The 14,520-nt window shown below is 75.4% G+C and carries 14 protein-coding genes; 4 read left to right on the top strand and 10 right to left on the bottom strand.

All coding sequences use genetic code 11. The features are described from left to right. The first annotated feature begins 90 nt into the window (after positions 1-90). The gene (locus KIK08_RS12075) at positions 91-444 is read left to right on the top strand and encodes a VOC family protein (protein ID WP_308257596.1); all 354 of its coding nucleotides are present in this window, start codon (positions 91-93) and stop codon (positions 442-444) included. Here the strand turns inward: KIK08_RS12075 and KIK08_RS12070 are convergent. From KIK08_RS12070 to KIK08_RS12060, 3 genes are read right to left on the bottom strand one after another with little or no spacing between them, the layout of a single operon-like run. Continuing rightward, the gene (locus tag KIK08_RS12070; RefSeq protein WP_214403167.1) at positions 419-2,161 is read right to left on the bottom strand and encodes an ABC transporter ATP-binding protein; all 1,743 of its coding nucleotides are present in this window, start codon (positions 2,159-2,161) and stop codon (positions 419-421) included. The genes KIK08_RS12075 and KIK08_RS12070 overlap by 26 nt on opposite strands. Then, positions 2,158-3,909 (bottom strand): ABC transporter ATP-binding protein, encoded by a 1,752-nt coding sequence (locus KIK08_RS12065; protein ID WP_214403166.1) that lies wholly within the window; start codon positions 3,907-3,909, stop codon positions 2,158-2,160. Before KIK08_RS12065 ends, KIK08_RS12070 begins: the two co-directional genes overlap by 4 nt. Continuing rightward, complete coding sequence (locus tag KIK08_RS12060; protein ID WP_214403165.1) at positions 3,906-5,333, bottom strand: MFS transporter; 1,428 nt, start codon at positions 5,331-5,333, stop codon at positions 3,906-3,908. Before KIK08_RS12060 ends, KIK08_RS12065 begins: the two co-directional genes overlap by 4 nt. 90 nt (positions 5,334-5,423) lie before the next feature. On the opposite strand from KIK08_RS12060, the gene KIK08_RS12055 reads away from it, so the two are divergent. Further along, positions 5,424-6,143: a TetR/AcrR family transcriptional regulator gene (locus tag KIK08_RS12055; RefSeq protein WP_214403164.1), complete on the top strand. Its 720-nt coding sequence runs from the start codon at positions 5,424-5,426 to the stop codon at positions 6,141-6,143. A 139-nt stretch (positions 6,144-6,282) separates the two neighbouring features. Beyond that, positions 6,283-8,055, top strand: a complete 1,773-nt coding sequence (locus KIK08_RS12050) for a serine/threonine-protein kinase (RefSeq protein ID WP_214403163.1) — start codon at positions 6,283-6,285, stop codon at positions 8,053-8,055. Positions 8,056-8,064: 9 nt separating this feature from the next. Here KIK08_RS12050 and KIK08_RS12045 read toward each other — a convergent pair whose 3' ends face one another. The 7 genes from KIK08_RS12045 to KIK08_RS12015 all read right to left on the bottom strand — a co-directional run bounded on the left by KIK08_RS12045 (position 8,065) and on the right by KIK08_RS12015 (position 14,092). Next, entirely contained in the window at positions 8,065-8,796 is a 732-nt protein-coding gene (locus tag KIK08_RS12045) for a hypothetical protein (RefSeq protein WP_214403162.1), read from the bottom strand. A gap of 77 nt (positions 8,797-8,873) precedes the next feature. After that, the gene (locus KIK08_RS12040; protein ID WP_408004665.1) at positions 8,874-9,677 is read right to left on the bottom strand and encodes an amino acid ABC transporter ATP-binding protein; all 804 of its coding nucleotides are present in this window, start codon (positions 9,675-9,677) and stop codon (positions 8,874-8,876) included. Then, positions 9,674-10,507 carry an amino acid ABC transporter permease gene (locus KIK08_RS12035; protein ID WP_214403161.1) on the bottom strand — a complete coding sequence of 278 codons (834 nt, stop codon included), beginning with the start codon at positions 10,505-10,507 and terminating at the stop codon, positions 9,674-9,676. Before KIK08_RS12035 ends, KIK08_RS12040 begins: the two co-directional genes overlap by 4 nt. 8 nt (positions 10,508-10,515) lie before the next feature. Continuing rightward, a complete protein-coding gene (locus tag KIK08_RS12030) occupies positions 10,516-11,376 on the bottom strand; it encodes an ABC transporter substrate-binding protein (RefSeq protein ID WP_308257595.1) in 861 nt (286 codons plus the stop codon). Between the two features lie 113 nt (positions 11,377-11,489). Further along, positions 11,490-12,104 carry a dihydrofolate reductase family protein gene (locus tag KIK08_RS12025; protein WP_214403160.1) on the bottom strand — a complete coding sequence of 205 codons (615 nt, stop codon included), beginning with the start codon at positions 12,102-12,104 and terminating at the stop codon, positions 11,490-11,492. 74 nt (positions 12,105-12,178) lie between these two features. Beyond that, entirely contained in the window at positions 12,179-12,856 is a 678-nt protein-coding gene (locus tag KIK08_RS12020) for a response regulator (protein WP_214403159.1), read from the bottom strand. Between the two features lie 9 nt (positions 12,857-12,865). After that, the gene (locus KIK08_RS12015) at positions 12,866-14,092 is read right to left on the bottom strand and encodes a sensor histidine kinase (protein ID WP_214403158.1); all 1,227 of its coding nucleotides are present in this window, start codon (positions 14,090-14,092) and stop codon (positions 12,866-12,868) included. A 211-nt stretch (positions 14,093-14,303) separates the two neighbouring features. Between KIK08_RS12015 and KIK08_RS12010 the strand changes: the two genes are divergently transcribed. Beyond that, positions 14,304-14,520 (top strand): DUF6223 family protein (locus KIK08_RS12010; RefSeq protein ID WP_250556839.1); only part of this gene is annotated, 217 nt, incomplete at its 3' end.

The raw sequence follows: 14,520 nt of genomic DNA, 5'->3' as shown, positions 1-14,520 counted from the left end.
CAAAGGTTCAAGCCGCCCGACCCCGCAGCGACGACCATGCCCGTCATGGTCGTCACTGCCGGCTTTCCGGCGGGGAACGGGAGGACACACGTGCGTGCGAACCGCATCTCGGCCAACCTGCGGGTGGCCGACATCGACGCGGCGAAGGGCTTCTACGCCGACTACCTCGGGTTGAGCACCGAGGAGTTCAACATGGGCTGGGTGGCCCGCTACACCGACACCGACACGGGGGCGCACGTCCAGCTCCTCACCCGCGATGCCACAGCGGCGGAGGATGCCGCCATCTCGGTGCACGCGGACGACGTCGACGCCGCCTACGCGGAGGCGCGCGAGCGCGGCTTCGAGATCGTGCACCCGCTGACGACCGAGGAGTGGGGTGTGCGCCGGTTCCTCGTCCGGGCGCCCGACGGCACCGTCGTCAACGTCGTGCAGCACCGGGACTGAGCGGCCGGTCGGGCGGCGGAGCGGTGGAGAGGTCCCAGTACCCGGCGTAGCGTCCGCCCCGCCCCACCAGCTCGTCGTGGGTGCCCTCCTCGACCACCCGCCCGCCGTCGAGGAACACCACCCGGTCGGCCCGGCGGACGGTGCGCAGCCGGTGGGCCACCATCACCACCGTCCGGCCCGCCATCAGCCGCTCGACGCCCTCGTGCACGGCGGCCTCGTTGACCGGGTCGAGCGCGGAGGTCACCTCGTCCAGCAGGACGACGGGGGCGTCCTTCAGCAGCGCACGGGCGATCGAGACGCGCTGGCGCTCGCCGCCCGACAGCAGCGCGCCGCCCTCGCCGACGTCGCTCGCCCAGCCCGCGGGCAGCCGCTCGACGACCTCGTCCAGCCGGGCCGCGACGGCCGCCGACCGGACCTCGGCGGCGGTGGCGTCGGGGCGGGCGAGGCGCACGTTGTCCTCGATGGTGCCGGTGAACAGGTGGACGTGCTGGAAGACGATGGCGATCCGCGCCATCAGCTCCTCGGGGTCGACCGCGCGCACGTCCACGCCGCCCATCCGCACGGCCCCGGCGTGCACGTCGTGGAATCGGGCGATCAGCTGCAGCACCGTCGTCTTGCCCGCCCCGGACGGTCCGACGAGGGCGACGCGCCGGCCCTGCGGCACGGTCAGCGACAGGCCGTCGAGCACCGCGCGGTCGTCGTGGCGGAAGGAGACGGCGTCGAGTTCCAGGTCGTGGCGCCGGGGGCGGACGGGGTCGGGGGCTTGCGGGAGCGGGGCGGTGCCCAGCAGCGCGTCGAGGCGCACGAGTTCGGCACGGGCCCCGCGCAGCGCGCCGCCGATGTCGGCCAGCGACAGCAGCGGGTCGGCGCAGCGGGCGGCGAGCACCAGCACGACCAGCACGTCCGCGGCCCCGAGGCGCCCGCCGAGCGCGAGGTAGGTGCCCAGCGCGAGCAGCGCGGTGAACACCGCCTGCACCACGACCGCCAGGCCCACCACCCCGGGCAGGGCCGAGAGCGTCGAGCGGCGGGAGGCGCGCCCGACCTCGCGCAGGGCGTCGTCGAGCAGCCCGAAGCGCTCGCCGGTCCGCCCGCCCGCGCGCAGGACGGGTTGGGCGTGGACGTACTCGACGACCCGCCCGGTGGCCTCGTTCTCGCGCCGGGCGCGCTCCTCGTCGACGGCCGCGGTCGCGCGCCCGGTCCAGGACTGGACGGCCGCCACCAGGGGCCCGGCGAGCAGCGCGGCCAGCCCCATCCGCCAGTCGAGGGCGAGCACCACCAGCGCGATCGTCAGCGGCGTCACGGCCGCGGCGATCCACGGCGCCAGCAGGTGCGCGATCACGCTCATCGCCCGCAGGACGCCGCGGCCGGCCAGCTCGGAGACCTCCCCGACGCGACCGGCGCCGTACCAGCCCAGCGGCAGCCGGGCCAGGTGGTCGCCGAGGCGGTGGTACACGCCGCGCAGCAGCGTGGTCCCGACGCGGAAGCCGGACAGGTCGCTGCGGTAGCGCAGCACGGCGTAGGCCGCGACCGCGACCGCGAACGCCCCCAGCCACGGCCACGCCTCGGCGGGGGCGCTGCCGAGCAGCGCCCGCAGCACGGGCACCAGCAGGGCGTAGGACAGCCCTTCGGCGACCGCGGTCGCCACCATCAGGGCCACGGTGCGGCGCACCGGGCGGGCGTGCTCGTCGCCCAGCACGCGCAGCAGCAGGCGGATCATCGGTGTTCGTCCTCTCCGGTCGCCTCGGCGAAGGCCGAGCGGTGTGATCGCCACAGGGCCGCGAAGGCGCCGTCGCGGGCCAGCAGGTCGGCGGGTCGGCCGCGCTCGACGACCGCACCGTCCCGCAGGACGACGACGGTGTCGGCGTCGGCGATCGTCTCCAGGCGGTGCGCGACGACCAGGACCGTGCGGTCGCCGTCGCGCGCGGTGAGCGCCCGGCGCAGCACCAGCTCGGTGCGCGGGTCGGCGAAGGCGGTCGCCTCGTCGAGCACCAGCACCGGCGTGCGGGCCAGCAGCGCCCGCGCGATCGAGAGGCGCTGCGCCTCGCCGCCGGACAGCACGGCGTCCTCGCCGATCACCGACGCGTACCCGCGCGGCAGCTCCAGGATCCGGTCGTGGACGTCGGCCAGCCGGGCGGCGCGGACCACGTCGTCGAGGTCGGCGTGCGGGACCGCCAGCGCGATGTTGTCCGCGACCGGGGCCCGCAGCAGCCGGACGTCCTGGAAGACGAAGGAGATCGTGCGGTGCCGCTCCCGGGCGTCGAGCTCGCGCAGGTCGACGCCGCCGACGACGACCGCGCCGCTGGTCGGGTCGGCGGCCCGGGCCAGCAGCTGGACCAGCGTGGACTTCCCGCTGCCCGACGGCCCGACGAGCGCGGTCACCGTGCCCGGCTCCAGGACCAGGTCGACGCCGTGCAGCACCTCGTGGTCGTCCCCGTTCCCGGTGCCGTAGCCGAACCGGACGTCGCGCAGCTCCACGCGGTGCCCGTGCGGTGCCTTCGGCCGGGCGGGCTCCGGGAGCGGCGCCACGTCGAGCACGTCGCGGATCCGGCCGATCGCCCGGCGGGCGGCCTGCAGGTCGTCGAAGCCGTGGCCCAGCGCCGCGACCGGCGCGGTGAGCCCCAGCCCCAGCAGCAGGAACGGCAGCAGGTCGGCCGGGGCCGTCGCCCCGCTGGTGACCGCCACCGTGGCGCCGGTCAGCACGACGAGCAGCACGAACGGCGGCGACAGCGCCAGCTGCATGCCCGCGGCGATCCCGGACATGCCGCGCACCCAGCGCAGGAAGGTGCCGACGAAGTCGTCGACGGCCGTGCGGTAGCCGCGCTGGGCGCGCTCGGCGCCGCCGAACGCCTTGACCACCGCGATGCCCCGCACGAACTCGACGACCGCGCCGGCGATGCGGCCCTGGGCGGCGTCGAAGTCCGCCTGCTCGCGCAGCCGGGTCGGGGTCATCATCAGCGGGACCAGCGCCACCGCCAGCACCACCGGGGCCAGCGTGACCAGGGTGAGCCGCCAGTCGACGGCCAGCAGGTAGGCCAGCGACACCAGCGGCACCACGAACGCGGAGACGAGCTCGCCCGGGGTGTGGGCGATGACCGGGTGCACCGCGCTCACGTCCGGTCCGACCAGCTTCGCCAGCTCCCCGCTGCGCCGCCGGGCGATCCAGCCGATCGGCACGCGCCCCAGGTGCGCGGCCAGCCGCAGCCGCAGCGCCAGCTGCACCCGGTCGTCCAGGAGGTGGCCGACGCCGGCGGAGGCGGCGGTGAACAGCAGCCGCACGACCAGGCCGACAGCGCCGACGACCACGGCGCCCCAGGCGTGGGCCTGGTCGACCGGGCCGGGCGCGAGCAGGACGCGGCCCAGCTCGACGACCGCCAGCAGCGGCGCCAGGCCCGCGACGGCGCCGATGACCTGCAGGACCACGACCAGCGCGAACCCCCCGGCGTGCGGGCGCAGCAACCCGGTCATCGGACACCCTCGCGCACGGGCTCCGGCTGCCCGGTGGCGACCTTCGCCGGCAGGACCGTGAAGGCGATCAGCGCGGCGGCCACCAGCAGCGCGGCGCTGAGGCCGAGGCCGAGCGCGTAGCCGTCGGTGAGGGCCGCGGGCGTGGCGGCCGGCCCGGTCCGGTGCTGGGCCGCCGTGCCGAGCGCGGCCAGCCCGAGCGAGGCGCCGATCTGGCGCGAGCTGTTGAGCAGGCCCGACGCCGTGCCGGTCTCGTGGGTCGCGACGCCCGCGGTGGCGGTGGACACGACCGGGCCCAGGCACAGCCCGAACCCGACGCTCGCGACGATCGAGGGTCCCAGCACGTGGGTCGGGAACGCGCCGTCCGGGCTGATCAGGCTGAACCAGGCGAACCCGGCCGCGGTCAGCAGCGCCCCGGCGACCATCAGCGTCCGCGGCGGGAGCCGGTAGCCGAGCCGGATCGCGAGCACCGAGCCGACCACCACGCCGAGGGCGAACGGCAGGAACTGCAGCCCGGTCAGCGCGGCCCCGGTGCCGAGCACCCGCTGCAGGTAGAGCGACATGAAGTAGAACGCCGCGGCCATGGCCGCCCCGACCAGCAGGTTGTAGGCGTTGGCCCCGGCGACGGAGCGGTTGGCGAACAGGCCCAGGCGCAGCAGTGGTTCGCCCGCGGTCGACCGCTCGACCAGCAGGAACGCGGCCAGCAGCGCCGCGGCGATCACCAGGGTCATCACGGTGGTCTGCGAGGTCCACGGGTACTGCTCGGTGCGGACGATGCCGAACACCAGCAGCGCCGTCCCCGCCGTGGCCAGGACGGCGCCCAGGACGTCCGGGCGGCCGGCGCGTGCCGCGGGCGGGACGGCGGCGACGCCGCGCCAGGCCAGGGCGGCCGCGACGAGGGCGATCGGCACGTTCACGAACATCACCCAGCGCCAGCCGGCGTACTCGGTGAGCAGGCCGCCGACCAGGACCCCGAGCGCGCCGCCCGCGGCGTTCATCGCGCTCCAGATCCCGAAGGCCCGCACCCGCGCCCGGCCGGAGGGGAAGGTCGCGGTCAGCAGGGCCAGCGCGGCCGGGGCCAGTGCGGCGGCGCCGACGCCCTGCGCGGCGCGGGCGGCGACGAGGTGGCCGGGCTCGGTGGCGAAGCCGCCGAGCAGCGAGGCCAGGGCGAACAGGCCGAGCCCGAGCAGCAGGACCCGCTTGCGGCCGTAGCGGTCGGCGAGCTTGCCGCCGAGCAGGAGCAGCGCGCCGAAGGTGAGCGCGTAGGCGTGGACGACCCAGGTCAGGCCGACCGGGCCGAACCCGAGGCCGTCGGCGATCCGCGGGAGCCCGACGTTGACGACGGACAGGTCCAGCGACACCAGGAACTGCACGACGGCCACCGCGGCGAGGGTCGTCCCGGGCCGGACGGCGGACTTTTTGTACATGTACGAAAAGTAGCTCCGGACGGCGCCGCGTGTCGAGCGGTATCCGGCACCGGCTCGCGGGCCGGCCCGCGGGGGTAGCACGATGGGGCCGTGGCCCTCCCCGACGCACCGTCCGGCCGCACGGGCAGACCGCCGCGCACCTCGCGCGCGGAGATACTGGCCGCGGCCCGGCGCATCCTGGAGCGGGACGGCTGGGAGAAGCTGACGCTGCGCCGGCTCGCCGCCGAGGCCGGCGTCAGCACGATGACGCTCTACCACCACGTGCGCGACCGCGAGGACCTGCTGATCCAGCTGATCAACGACCTCGCCGACCAGCTCCCGCCGCCCGACCTGTCCGGCAGCCCCCGCGACCGCATCGTCGCGGCGTCCACCGCGATGCACGACGCCCTCGCCGCCTGGCCGTGGGCGGTCGAGGTGCTCACCACCGACGGCTTCCTCAGCCGCCTCGGCGAGTCGGCGCTGCGGATCGTCGAGGCCATCGTCGCCGGCGCCGTCGACCACGGGTGCACGCCGCAGCAGGCGGTCCACGTCTACCGCAGCATCTGGTACTACACCGTCGGCGAGATCCTCGTGCGCGCCCACTCCCGACGCCGCCGGCCCGACGGCGACCAGCCGGGCGAGACCCTGTTCAGCGGGCCCGACCCGTCGCTGGGCAGGCTCGATCCGGCCCGCCAGCCGCACATGGTCGCCATCGGCGACCGGTGGGGCGAGTTCGCCGCACAGGACACCTACCGGCTGGGGCTGCGGGCGTTCGTCGACGGGCTGCTCGCCAGGGCCGGATCGGCCGAACCCGGCGACCCCGCGACCTGATCGTCACCGCCGCGGAGCCGTAGGCTCCGCGTGCGGCCGGTCGACGGCCGTTGGGCATGCTGGGGTCGACGGGGCGACCACGGATCGTTGGGAGAGGGGGGCGGGGGGCCTGCCGGGGGGCGGGTACCCCGGATTGCCGGTGCCGGAACAGCAGAGCGCAACCGCCGCGAGCTGGATCGGCCACGTGCTGGCCGGGCACCGCCTCGACGCGGTCATCGGCGAGGGCGGGATGGGCGTGGTCTTCCGGGCCACCCACCTGCAGCTGCGGCGCACGGTCGCGCTCAAGGTGCTGCCCCCGTCGCTGGCCGCCGACCACGAGTACCGGCGCCGGTTCCAGCGCGAGGCCGCGATCGCCGCCAGCCTGGAGCACCCCAACGTCGTCCCGATCTACGACGCCGGCCACGCGCACGGGATCCTGTACCTGTCGATGCGGTTCGTCGACGGCGAGGACCTCGGCGCCGTGCTGCGCCGGGAGGGCCGGATGGGCATCGAGCGGGTGTCCGCGCTGCTCGGTCCCATCGCCGACGCCCTCGACGCCGTCCACGAGGCCGGGCTGGTGCACCGCGACGTCAAGCCGGGCAACGTGCTGATCGCGCGGGCGCGCCGCCCGCAGGGCGCCGAGCAGGTCTACCTGTGCGACTTCGGCATCGCCAAGGCGGCCGCCGCCGGCAGCGACATCACCTCGGCCGGGCAGGTCTTCGGCACCCTGCAGTACTCCTCCCCCGAGCAGATCGAGGGCCGCTGGCTCGACGGGCGCTCCGACCAGTACGGGCTGGCCTGCCTGGCCTTCCGGTGCCTCACCGGCCAGGTGCCCTACCCCCGGCCCGAGACGGCGGCGGTGATCTACGCCCACCTCGCGGCCGACCCGCCGCGGCTCGGCCAGCACCGCCCCGACCTGCCCGCCGCGGCCGACGCCGTCATCGCGCGGGCCACCGCCAAGCAACCCGACGCCCGGTTCCCCACCTGCGCGGCCTTCGTCGACGCGCTGCGGTCGAGCGCGCAGGTGCTGCCCCGACCCCGGCCCCGGCCCGAGCCGCGGCCCGACGCCACCGCCGGTTCGGGAGCGCGGGAGCAGCGCAGGCACCTGCCCCGCACGCTGCCGTTGCCGGAGCCCAGGGAACCGGAGGAGCCGACCCGCAAGGTCGAGCAGAGCGAGCCGGTGCCGACGCCGGAGCCGATCCCGGAGCCGACCCCGCAGCCGACGCCGGAGCCGGCCCCGGTTCCGGTCGAGGAGCCCGAGCACACGCCCGAGCCGGCGCGGGAGCCCGCCCCCTCCGGCGGCGCCGTCGCCGCCCCCGTCGACGTCCGCGCCGAGCGCGACACCGACGACGGCTCGTCCATCACCGTCACCTGGACCGCGGGCGGCCCCGGGGAGGTCGAGTACAAGATCACCCGGCTGACCCCGGACGGCCGGTCGCGGGTCATCGGGCGCACCCGCTCGACCGCCATCGTCGACGGCGCCGTCGCGCCCGACAGCGACGTCCCGGTCTACGAGGTCATGGCCCGGCTCGGACCGGCCAGCTCCGAGCGGGTGCGCTCCGAACCGGGACCCGCACCTGCGCGCGCGGCCCAGCCGTCGGCCGCCCCGGACCCCGAGCCGCCGGGCGGGATCCCCGCCGTCCAGCACCTCACCGCGTCCGCTACCGGCGCGCTGGCCTTCGAGTGGCCGCCGGGCATCACCGAGGCGATGGTCGTGGTCCGCCAGGACCGGCCGCCCGAGGCGCCCGACGACCCGGCCGCCACCGCCTGGAAGATCACCAACATGCGCTACCAGCTCGACGGCGGCCTGCTGCTCCCCGCGTCGGTCGCGCGGCCCTGCCACGTCGCGGTGGCCTCGTGCCGGCGCGAGGGCGGCGCGCTCGTGGTGGCCCCGGGGTTCGACCCGACCGCGCGCACCGCGGTCGGGCCCTGACCGGCGCGCCTACCAGCGGTCGAGCGAGCCGACCAGCATGAACCCGGCGATCCCCACGAAGAACGCCGCGAACCCGAGCTGCACGACGAGCCCGATCCCGCCGTCCAGGCCGTAGGCCAGCGCGTCGGTCAGCATGCCCACCGGCAGGAAGCACAGGAACATCCAGGCGAACGCCCGGAAGCCGAGCATGAACAGCCCGTCCCACCAGCCGAACAGCAGCCCCCACAGCAGGATGCCGAGGCCGAGGTGGGCCAGGTACAGCCAGTACCTCAGCGCCGTGCCGGACTCCGGCAGGAACCACTGCACCCCGCCCATCACCTCGACCCCGACGACCTCCGCCTCCCACAGCCGCAGCGTGACCGGCTCCCCCTCCGGCGCCTTGGCGTAGAAGCTCGACGACACGTCGCGGCTCTGCCGGGCGCCGTCCGCGGCCTGCCAGGTGATCTCGTAGTGGGTGGTCGTCGTGGTGTTGGTGCTGCCGTTCGCGTCGGTCGTCGTCGAGGTGGTGGTGTAGGTGCGCCGGTCGACGACCGAGCCCGGCTCGCTGTCGAGGCAGCCCGCGCTCTCCCGGTCGCAGTCGATCGCACCCCGGAACTCCACGGTCTGGCGGACCGGGCCGACGGCACCGACCAGCGCCGCGACGAGCACCCCCAGGCCCACCGCGACGACGACCCACCGCCGCCAGGACGTCCCGGGCAGCACGGGGCGCCGGCGCACCCGGCCGAACCCGCGAAACCTCATCGGCCCCGATGGTGCCCGCTCCCGGACGCCCTCGTCGCCGCCGTTCAGGGGCAATTGAGGCGGCGTTGACGGCCGACTCAGCTGAGCCGTTCGGCCACCACCCGGGCCACGAACTGCCTGGTGCGCTCCTGCACCGGGTCGCCGAGGACCTGCTCGGGTGGCCCGGACTCCAGCACGCGGCCGCCGTCGAGGAAGCACACGGTGTCGGAGACCTGCTTGGCGAAGCCCATCTCGTGGGTGGCCATCAGGATCGTCATGCCGCCGTCGGCCAGCTCGCCCACGATCTTCAACACCTCGCCGACCAGCTCCGGGTCGAGCGCGGAAGTGATCTCGTCGAGCAGCAGCAGGCGGGGGCGCACGGCCAGCGCCCTGGCGATGGCGACCCGCTGCTGCTGCCCGCCGGAGAGGCGATCGGGGTAGGACCCGGCGAACGTCTCGAGCCCCACGCGCTCCAGCAGCTCGCGGCCCCGCTCGTCGGCCTCGCGCGCCGGCACCCCGTGCACCACCCGTGGCGCGAGCGCGACGTTCTGCGCCGCCGTCATGTGCGGGAACAGGTTGTAGCCCTGGAACACGATCGCCATCCGCCGCTGGGCGGCGGCCGCGTCGGCGCGCGGGTCGGAGACGTCGACCCCGTCGAGCAGGATCCGCCCGTCGTCGACCTCCTCCAGCAGGTCCACGCAGCGCAGCAGCGTCGACTTGCCCGACCCCGACGCCCCGATCAGCGTCACGACCTGGTTCTCGGCCACCACGAGGTCGATGCCGGCGAGGACGGTCGTGCCCCCGTAGTGCTTGACGAGGTCGCGGACCTCCAGGACGGGGGTCGTACCGCCCGGCCCGGGTGCCTTCGACGCGGCCCCGTCGGGCAACGCGGACGCGCTCACACGGCCCCCTGCCGCCGGGCCGCGCGCGCGGACAGCGCGTCGGCGATCCGCCCCGTCGGCACCGCCAGCAGCACGAACAGCAGCGCCGCCACGACGTAGGGGGTGAAGTTGAACGAGTTGGCCTGCTGGATCTGCGCGGCGCGCACCGCGTCGACCGCGCCCAGCACGGAGATCAGCCCGACGTCCTTCTGCAGCGCGACGAAGTCGTTGAGCAGCGGCGGCAGCACCCGGCGCACCGCCTGCGGCAGGATCACCAGCCGCATCGACTGCCGGTGCGTGAGCCCCAGCGACCGCGCCGCCATCCGCTGCGACGGGTGCACCGACTCGATGCCGGCGCGGAAGACCTCCGACACGTACGCCGAGTACACCAGGATCAGCGTGACCGTGCCGAGCACCGCGGCGTCGGTCGGCACGCCCTGCAGCCGCAGCCCCGGCACCCCGAAGCCGATCAGGTACAGCGCGATGATCAGCGGGACGCCGCGGAACAGGTCGACGTAGCCGATGGCCAGCGCGCGGACCGGGAAGAACACCGGACCGCGCAGCGTGCGCAGCACGGCCAGCAGCAGACCCAGCACCAGGATGCCGATCTCCGCCGCGACCAGGACGCGGACGTTGAGCCACAGCCCGGCCAGCACCGCCGGCAGCGACTCCCACGCCGTCGCCGGGTCGAAGAACGTCGCGCGCACCCGCGGCCAGCCCGGCGAGTTCGTCACCAGCAGGACCAGCGCCGCCGCGAAGACGAGCGTGGACACGACCGCGACGAGCGTCGACCGCCGCGCCCGGGACCGCCGGTAGGCGGCCCGCTCCAGCGCGAGCGGGCTGGGCGCCACCGCGTGCGTCACCTCAGTTCGGGCGCCGTCCCGGCCGACGACAGCCACTGCGTCTCCAGCTGCTCCAGCTCGCCCGAGTCACGCAGGCGGTCGACCGCCTCCGACACGCACCCGGTGAGCGGGCTGCCCAGCTCCAGCACCGCGCCGAACTGCTCGGGCGTCCCGCTGCCCAGCGGCAACTGCCCGACGATCGCGCCGTTGTCCAGCTCGGCCGAGGTGATGTAGAAGGCCGTCGGCAGGTCGACGACGATCGCGTCGACCTGGCCGTTGGTCAGCGCGAGCTTGGCGTCGTCGTTCGTGTTGAACACCGACGGGCCGGCCGTCGGGGCGATCTGGTCGGAGACCGCCTGCAGGCTCGTCGTGCCGACCTGCGCCCCGATCCGCAGCTCCTTGAGCTGCGCGATGGACGTCGCGCTCGCCGCCGGCGAGCCCTCCAGGGCGACCACCGCCTGCTTGACGTCGTAGTACGGGGAGGAGAAGTCGACGGCCTGCTTGCGCTCGTCGGTGATCGAGAATTCCGTCAGGTTGACGTCATAGGTCTTCGGGCCCGGCTGGATCGCCGCGTTGAACGGCACCCGCACCCAGGCGACCTTGTCGCGGGCGTAGCCGAGCTCCTCGGCGATCCCGTAGGCGACCGCGCTCTCGAAGCCCTGACCGGAAGCCGGGTCGTCGTCGAGGTACCACGGCGGGTAGACGGGCTGGTCGGTGCCGAACGTCAGTGTCCCGGCGGTGAGCGTGGGCAGCGCGCCCGGCTCGCAGGCCGCGGGGGCGTCGGCGGGCGCGGTGTCGGCGGGGGCGCAGCCGACCGCCGCGGCCAGCGGCACCAGCAGCGCCGCGACGGCGACCAGGCGCCGGAACGAGGAGGTCACGGGCAGGATTGTCGCCGCTGCCGGGGCAGCTGTCGATCACCCGTCGAGAACGAAGTTGTCGTGATCAACAGGCCCTGTGGATCACGACAAGTTCGTTCTCGACGGGGCCGGGGCTAGTGCGTGGCGGGGACCTCGCCCTTGATGTCGTCGTAGGTGGTCCTGCCCGGTGCCTCGGTGGGCACGTAGATCACCCGGATCACGCCGGTCGGGAACACCTCGGTGGCGGTGACCGCCAGGTGGTAGGGGGCGTCGCCGTCGTCGAAGAGGCGCCGGCCCTTGCGGGCGGCGACCGGGTGCACCAGCAGGCGCAGCTCGTCGACCAGGCCCGCGGCCAGCAGCTGCTGCACCACCGAGATCGAGCCGGGGATGAGCACACCGGTGACCGACGGGTCGGCCTTCAGCGCGGTGACGGCCTCGACGAGCTCGCCGTCGAGCTGCTCGGAGTGGCGCCAGGTGAACTCGAGCGGCCGGCGCGAGACGACGACCTTGCGCAGGTCGCCGAGCTGCTTGGCCATCGCGGCGTCGGCCTCGCCCGCCTCCTCGCGGTCCGGCCAGGCGCCGGCGAAGCTGTCGTAGGTCTCGCGGCCGATGAGCAGCACGTTCGAGGTGGCGTAGTCCTCGGTCACGGCGCGGCCCATGTTCTCGTCGAAGTACGGGAAGTGCCAGTCGGGGTCGATCTCGGCGACGCCGTCGGCCGAGATGAACAGGGTCGAGATGAGCTTCGCCATCGGGACGGTCCCTTCGGGTCGGTGTGTCGGTGGTGTCGGTGGGTTGGACCGGCACGCCGCCCCGACCTCATCGGTCAGGGCGCCGGCTCGGGTGGTTCGACGAGGCGGTGCCGGTAGGCCAGCGCGACCAGCTGGGCGCGGTCGCGGGCCCCGAGCTTGGTCATCGCCCGGCTGACGTGGGTCTTGGCGGTGGCGTTGCTGATGGTCAGCGCGGCGGCGATCTCGGTGTTGCTCAGGCCGTGCGCGACGAGCGCGAGCACCTCCCGCTCCCGGGCGGTGAGCCGGTCCAGGACGCCGGGGCCCAGCCGCGGGGCGGGCCGGTCGGTCAGCCGGGCGATCAGCCGCCGGGTCGGTCCGGGCGACAGCAGCGCCTCGCCGCCGACGACGACGCGGATGCCGCGCAGCAACTGGCGGGGCTCGGTGTTCTTGACCAGGAAGCCGGCCGCGCCCGCGCCGAGCGCGTCGATCACGTACTCGTCGTGGTCGAAGGTGGTCAGCACGAGCACGTGGACGTGGCCCAGATCGGGATCGGCGACGATCTCCCGGGTGGCCCGCAGCCCGTCGACGCCGGGCATCCGGATGTCCATGAGCACGACGTCGGGGCGGGTGCGGCGGGCCAGGTCGACCGCGGTGGCGCCGTCGGCCGCCTCACCGACCACGACCATGTCGGGCTCGGAGTCGACGAGCACCCGGAAGCCGCCGCGGACGAGCGCCTCGTCGTCGGCGATGAGCACGCGGATCGGTTCGTCCATCGCCCGGCATCATCGCGGGTCGGGCAGGGGCAGCTCCGCGCGCACCTCGTAACCGCCGTCGGGGTGCGGCGCCGCGGTCAACCGGCCGGACAGGGCGCGGGCGCGCTCGCGCATCCCGTCGATGCCGTGCCCGTTCCGGGTGCCCGTGGCCGTGCCGGTCGACCTGGCCGCGGCGGGCCCGTCGTCGCGGATCCGGATGAGCAGCCGCGACGGCTCGTGCGCCAGCGCCAGGCGCACGGTGCTGGCCCCGGCGTGGCGCAGCACGTTCGTCAGCGCCTCCTGGACGATCCGGTAGGCGGCCAGGTCGACCGGCACGGGCAGCGGGCGAGGCTCGCCCTCGACGCTCAGCTCCACCCGCAGGCCCGCCGTCCCGGCCGTGTCGAGCAGGTCGGGGAGCCGGGCGAGCCCGCCCCGCGGTCCGAGCGGCTCCTCCTCGGCCGGGGCGTCGGTGCGCAGGATGCCCAGGATCGTCTTGACGTCGACCAGGCCGTCGTCGCAGACCCCCTTGATCGCGGAAAGGGCGTCGCGGGCCTGGTCGGGGCGCTGGTCGACGACGTGCAGACCGACACCGGCCTGCACGCTGATGGTGGCGAGCGTGTGGCCGAGGACGTCGTGCAGCTCGCGGGCGATGCGCAGCCGCTCCTCCGCGACGAGCAGGCGGGAGCGCTCCTCCCGGGCCCGGGCCTCGCGCTCGAGCCGGCCGCGGGTGGCGGCGAGCACCGCCCGGTGGTAGCCGACGGCCGCGCCCGCGCTGGTCGCGGTGGCCACGAGCAGCACCGCGTCGGGGACCACGCCGACGGTCTCGACGTCGCCGAGCACCACCCGGATCGCGACGACCTGGACGAGCGCGGTGGGCACCGCGGCGGCGAGGCCCCAGCGCCAGCCCCGGTGGGCGGCGACCGTGTAGCAGCCGACCAGCGGGGCCAGCACGACCAGCTGGCCGGGCAGGCCGGCGGCGAACCAGCCGAGGGTGACGGCGTTGAGCAGGGCGAGCGCCGCGACCGGGTGGCTGCGGCGCACCGCGAGCCCCCCGATGACCGCAGCGGCCAGGGCGAACGCGGCGGCATCGGGGAAGCGCGGGATCGCCGGCGCACGCGGGTCGAGCCCGGCGAAGGCGACGACGAGCACCGCCGCCGCCACGCAGGCGCCCAGACCCGCGTCGACCAGGACCGGTGGCAGCGGACCGCGGCGCGCACGCATCATGTGGACCGTCCCGTCGCCCTCGCCGCGGAGCACGGTCCCATGGTGCGCGCCAGGCACCGGGCGCGCATCCACCCACGGCCGTACTCCCCCGGTCGCATGCGCGTGCCGCCGGTGGCGGTCCGTACGCCGTGGGTGCCAGGACCGAGACGCATCCGCTGCTCGATGCGCCGCCCCGGCGCCGTGAGGAGCATCGGTCGGGTCCGGTGCGAACGCCACCGGCGCCGTCCGACCGGAGGGATCCGCCATGTCCGCTTCGCTGCTCGCCGCGACCGACGCCGTGCACCACTGGGCCGCCGCCGGCGGCTACACCCTCGGGACCGGGCGGACCGTGCCCTCCGTGGCCGCCGTGGTCGGGCTGATCAGCGCGGTCGGCGGCTGGCTGGCGCTGGCCCGGCCCGGCCGCGTCGGGAACCGGCGGCGCGTCGCCGGCGCGGCCGTGGTGGCGGGCCTGCTCGGCGCCG

This window comes from Pseudonocardia lacus, from assembly GCF_018531445.1.
In the GTDB taxonomy this organism is placed as follows: Bacteria; Actinomycetota; Actinomycetes; order Mycobacteriales; family Pseudonocardiaceae; genus Pseudonocardia; species Pseudonocardia lacus.
This window is presented reverse-complemented; position numbering and strand designations above follow the sequence as displayed.

Excerpts from the sequence above, each read along its gene's own strand:
- KIK08_RS12020 (WP_214403159.1), bottom strand. The coding sequence starts at position 12,856 with ATGGACGAACCGATCCGCGTGCTCATCGCCGACGACGAGGCGCTCGTC.
- KIK08_RS12045 (WP_214403162.1), bottom strand. The coding sequence starts at position 8,796 with ATGAGGTTTCGCGGGTTCGGCCGGGTGCGCCGGCGCCCCGTGCTGCCC.
- KIK08_RS12060 (WP_214403165.1), bottom strand. The coding sequence starts at position 5,333 with ATGTACAAAAAGTCCGCCGTCCGGCCCGGGACGACCCTCGCCGCGGTG.
- KIK08_RS12065 (WP_214403166.1), bottom strand. The coding sequence starts at position 3,909 with ATGACCGGGTTGCTGCGCCCGCACGCCGGGGGGTTCGCGCTGGTCGTG.
- KIK08_RS12025 (WP_214403160.1), bottom strand. The coding sequence starts at position 12,104 with ATGGCGAAGCTCATCTCGACCCTGTTCATCTCGGCCGACGGCGTCGCC.
- KIK08_RS12070 (WP_214403167.1), bottom strand. The coding sequence starts at position 2,161 with ATGATCCGCCTGCTGCTGCGCGTGCTGGGCGACGAGCACGCCCGCCCG.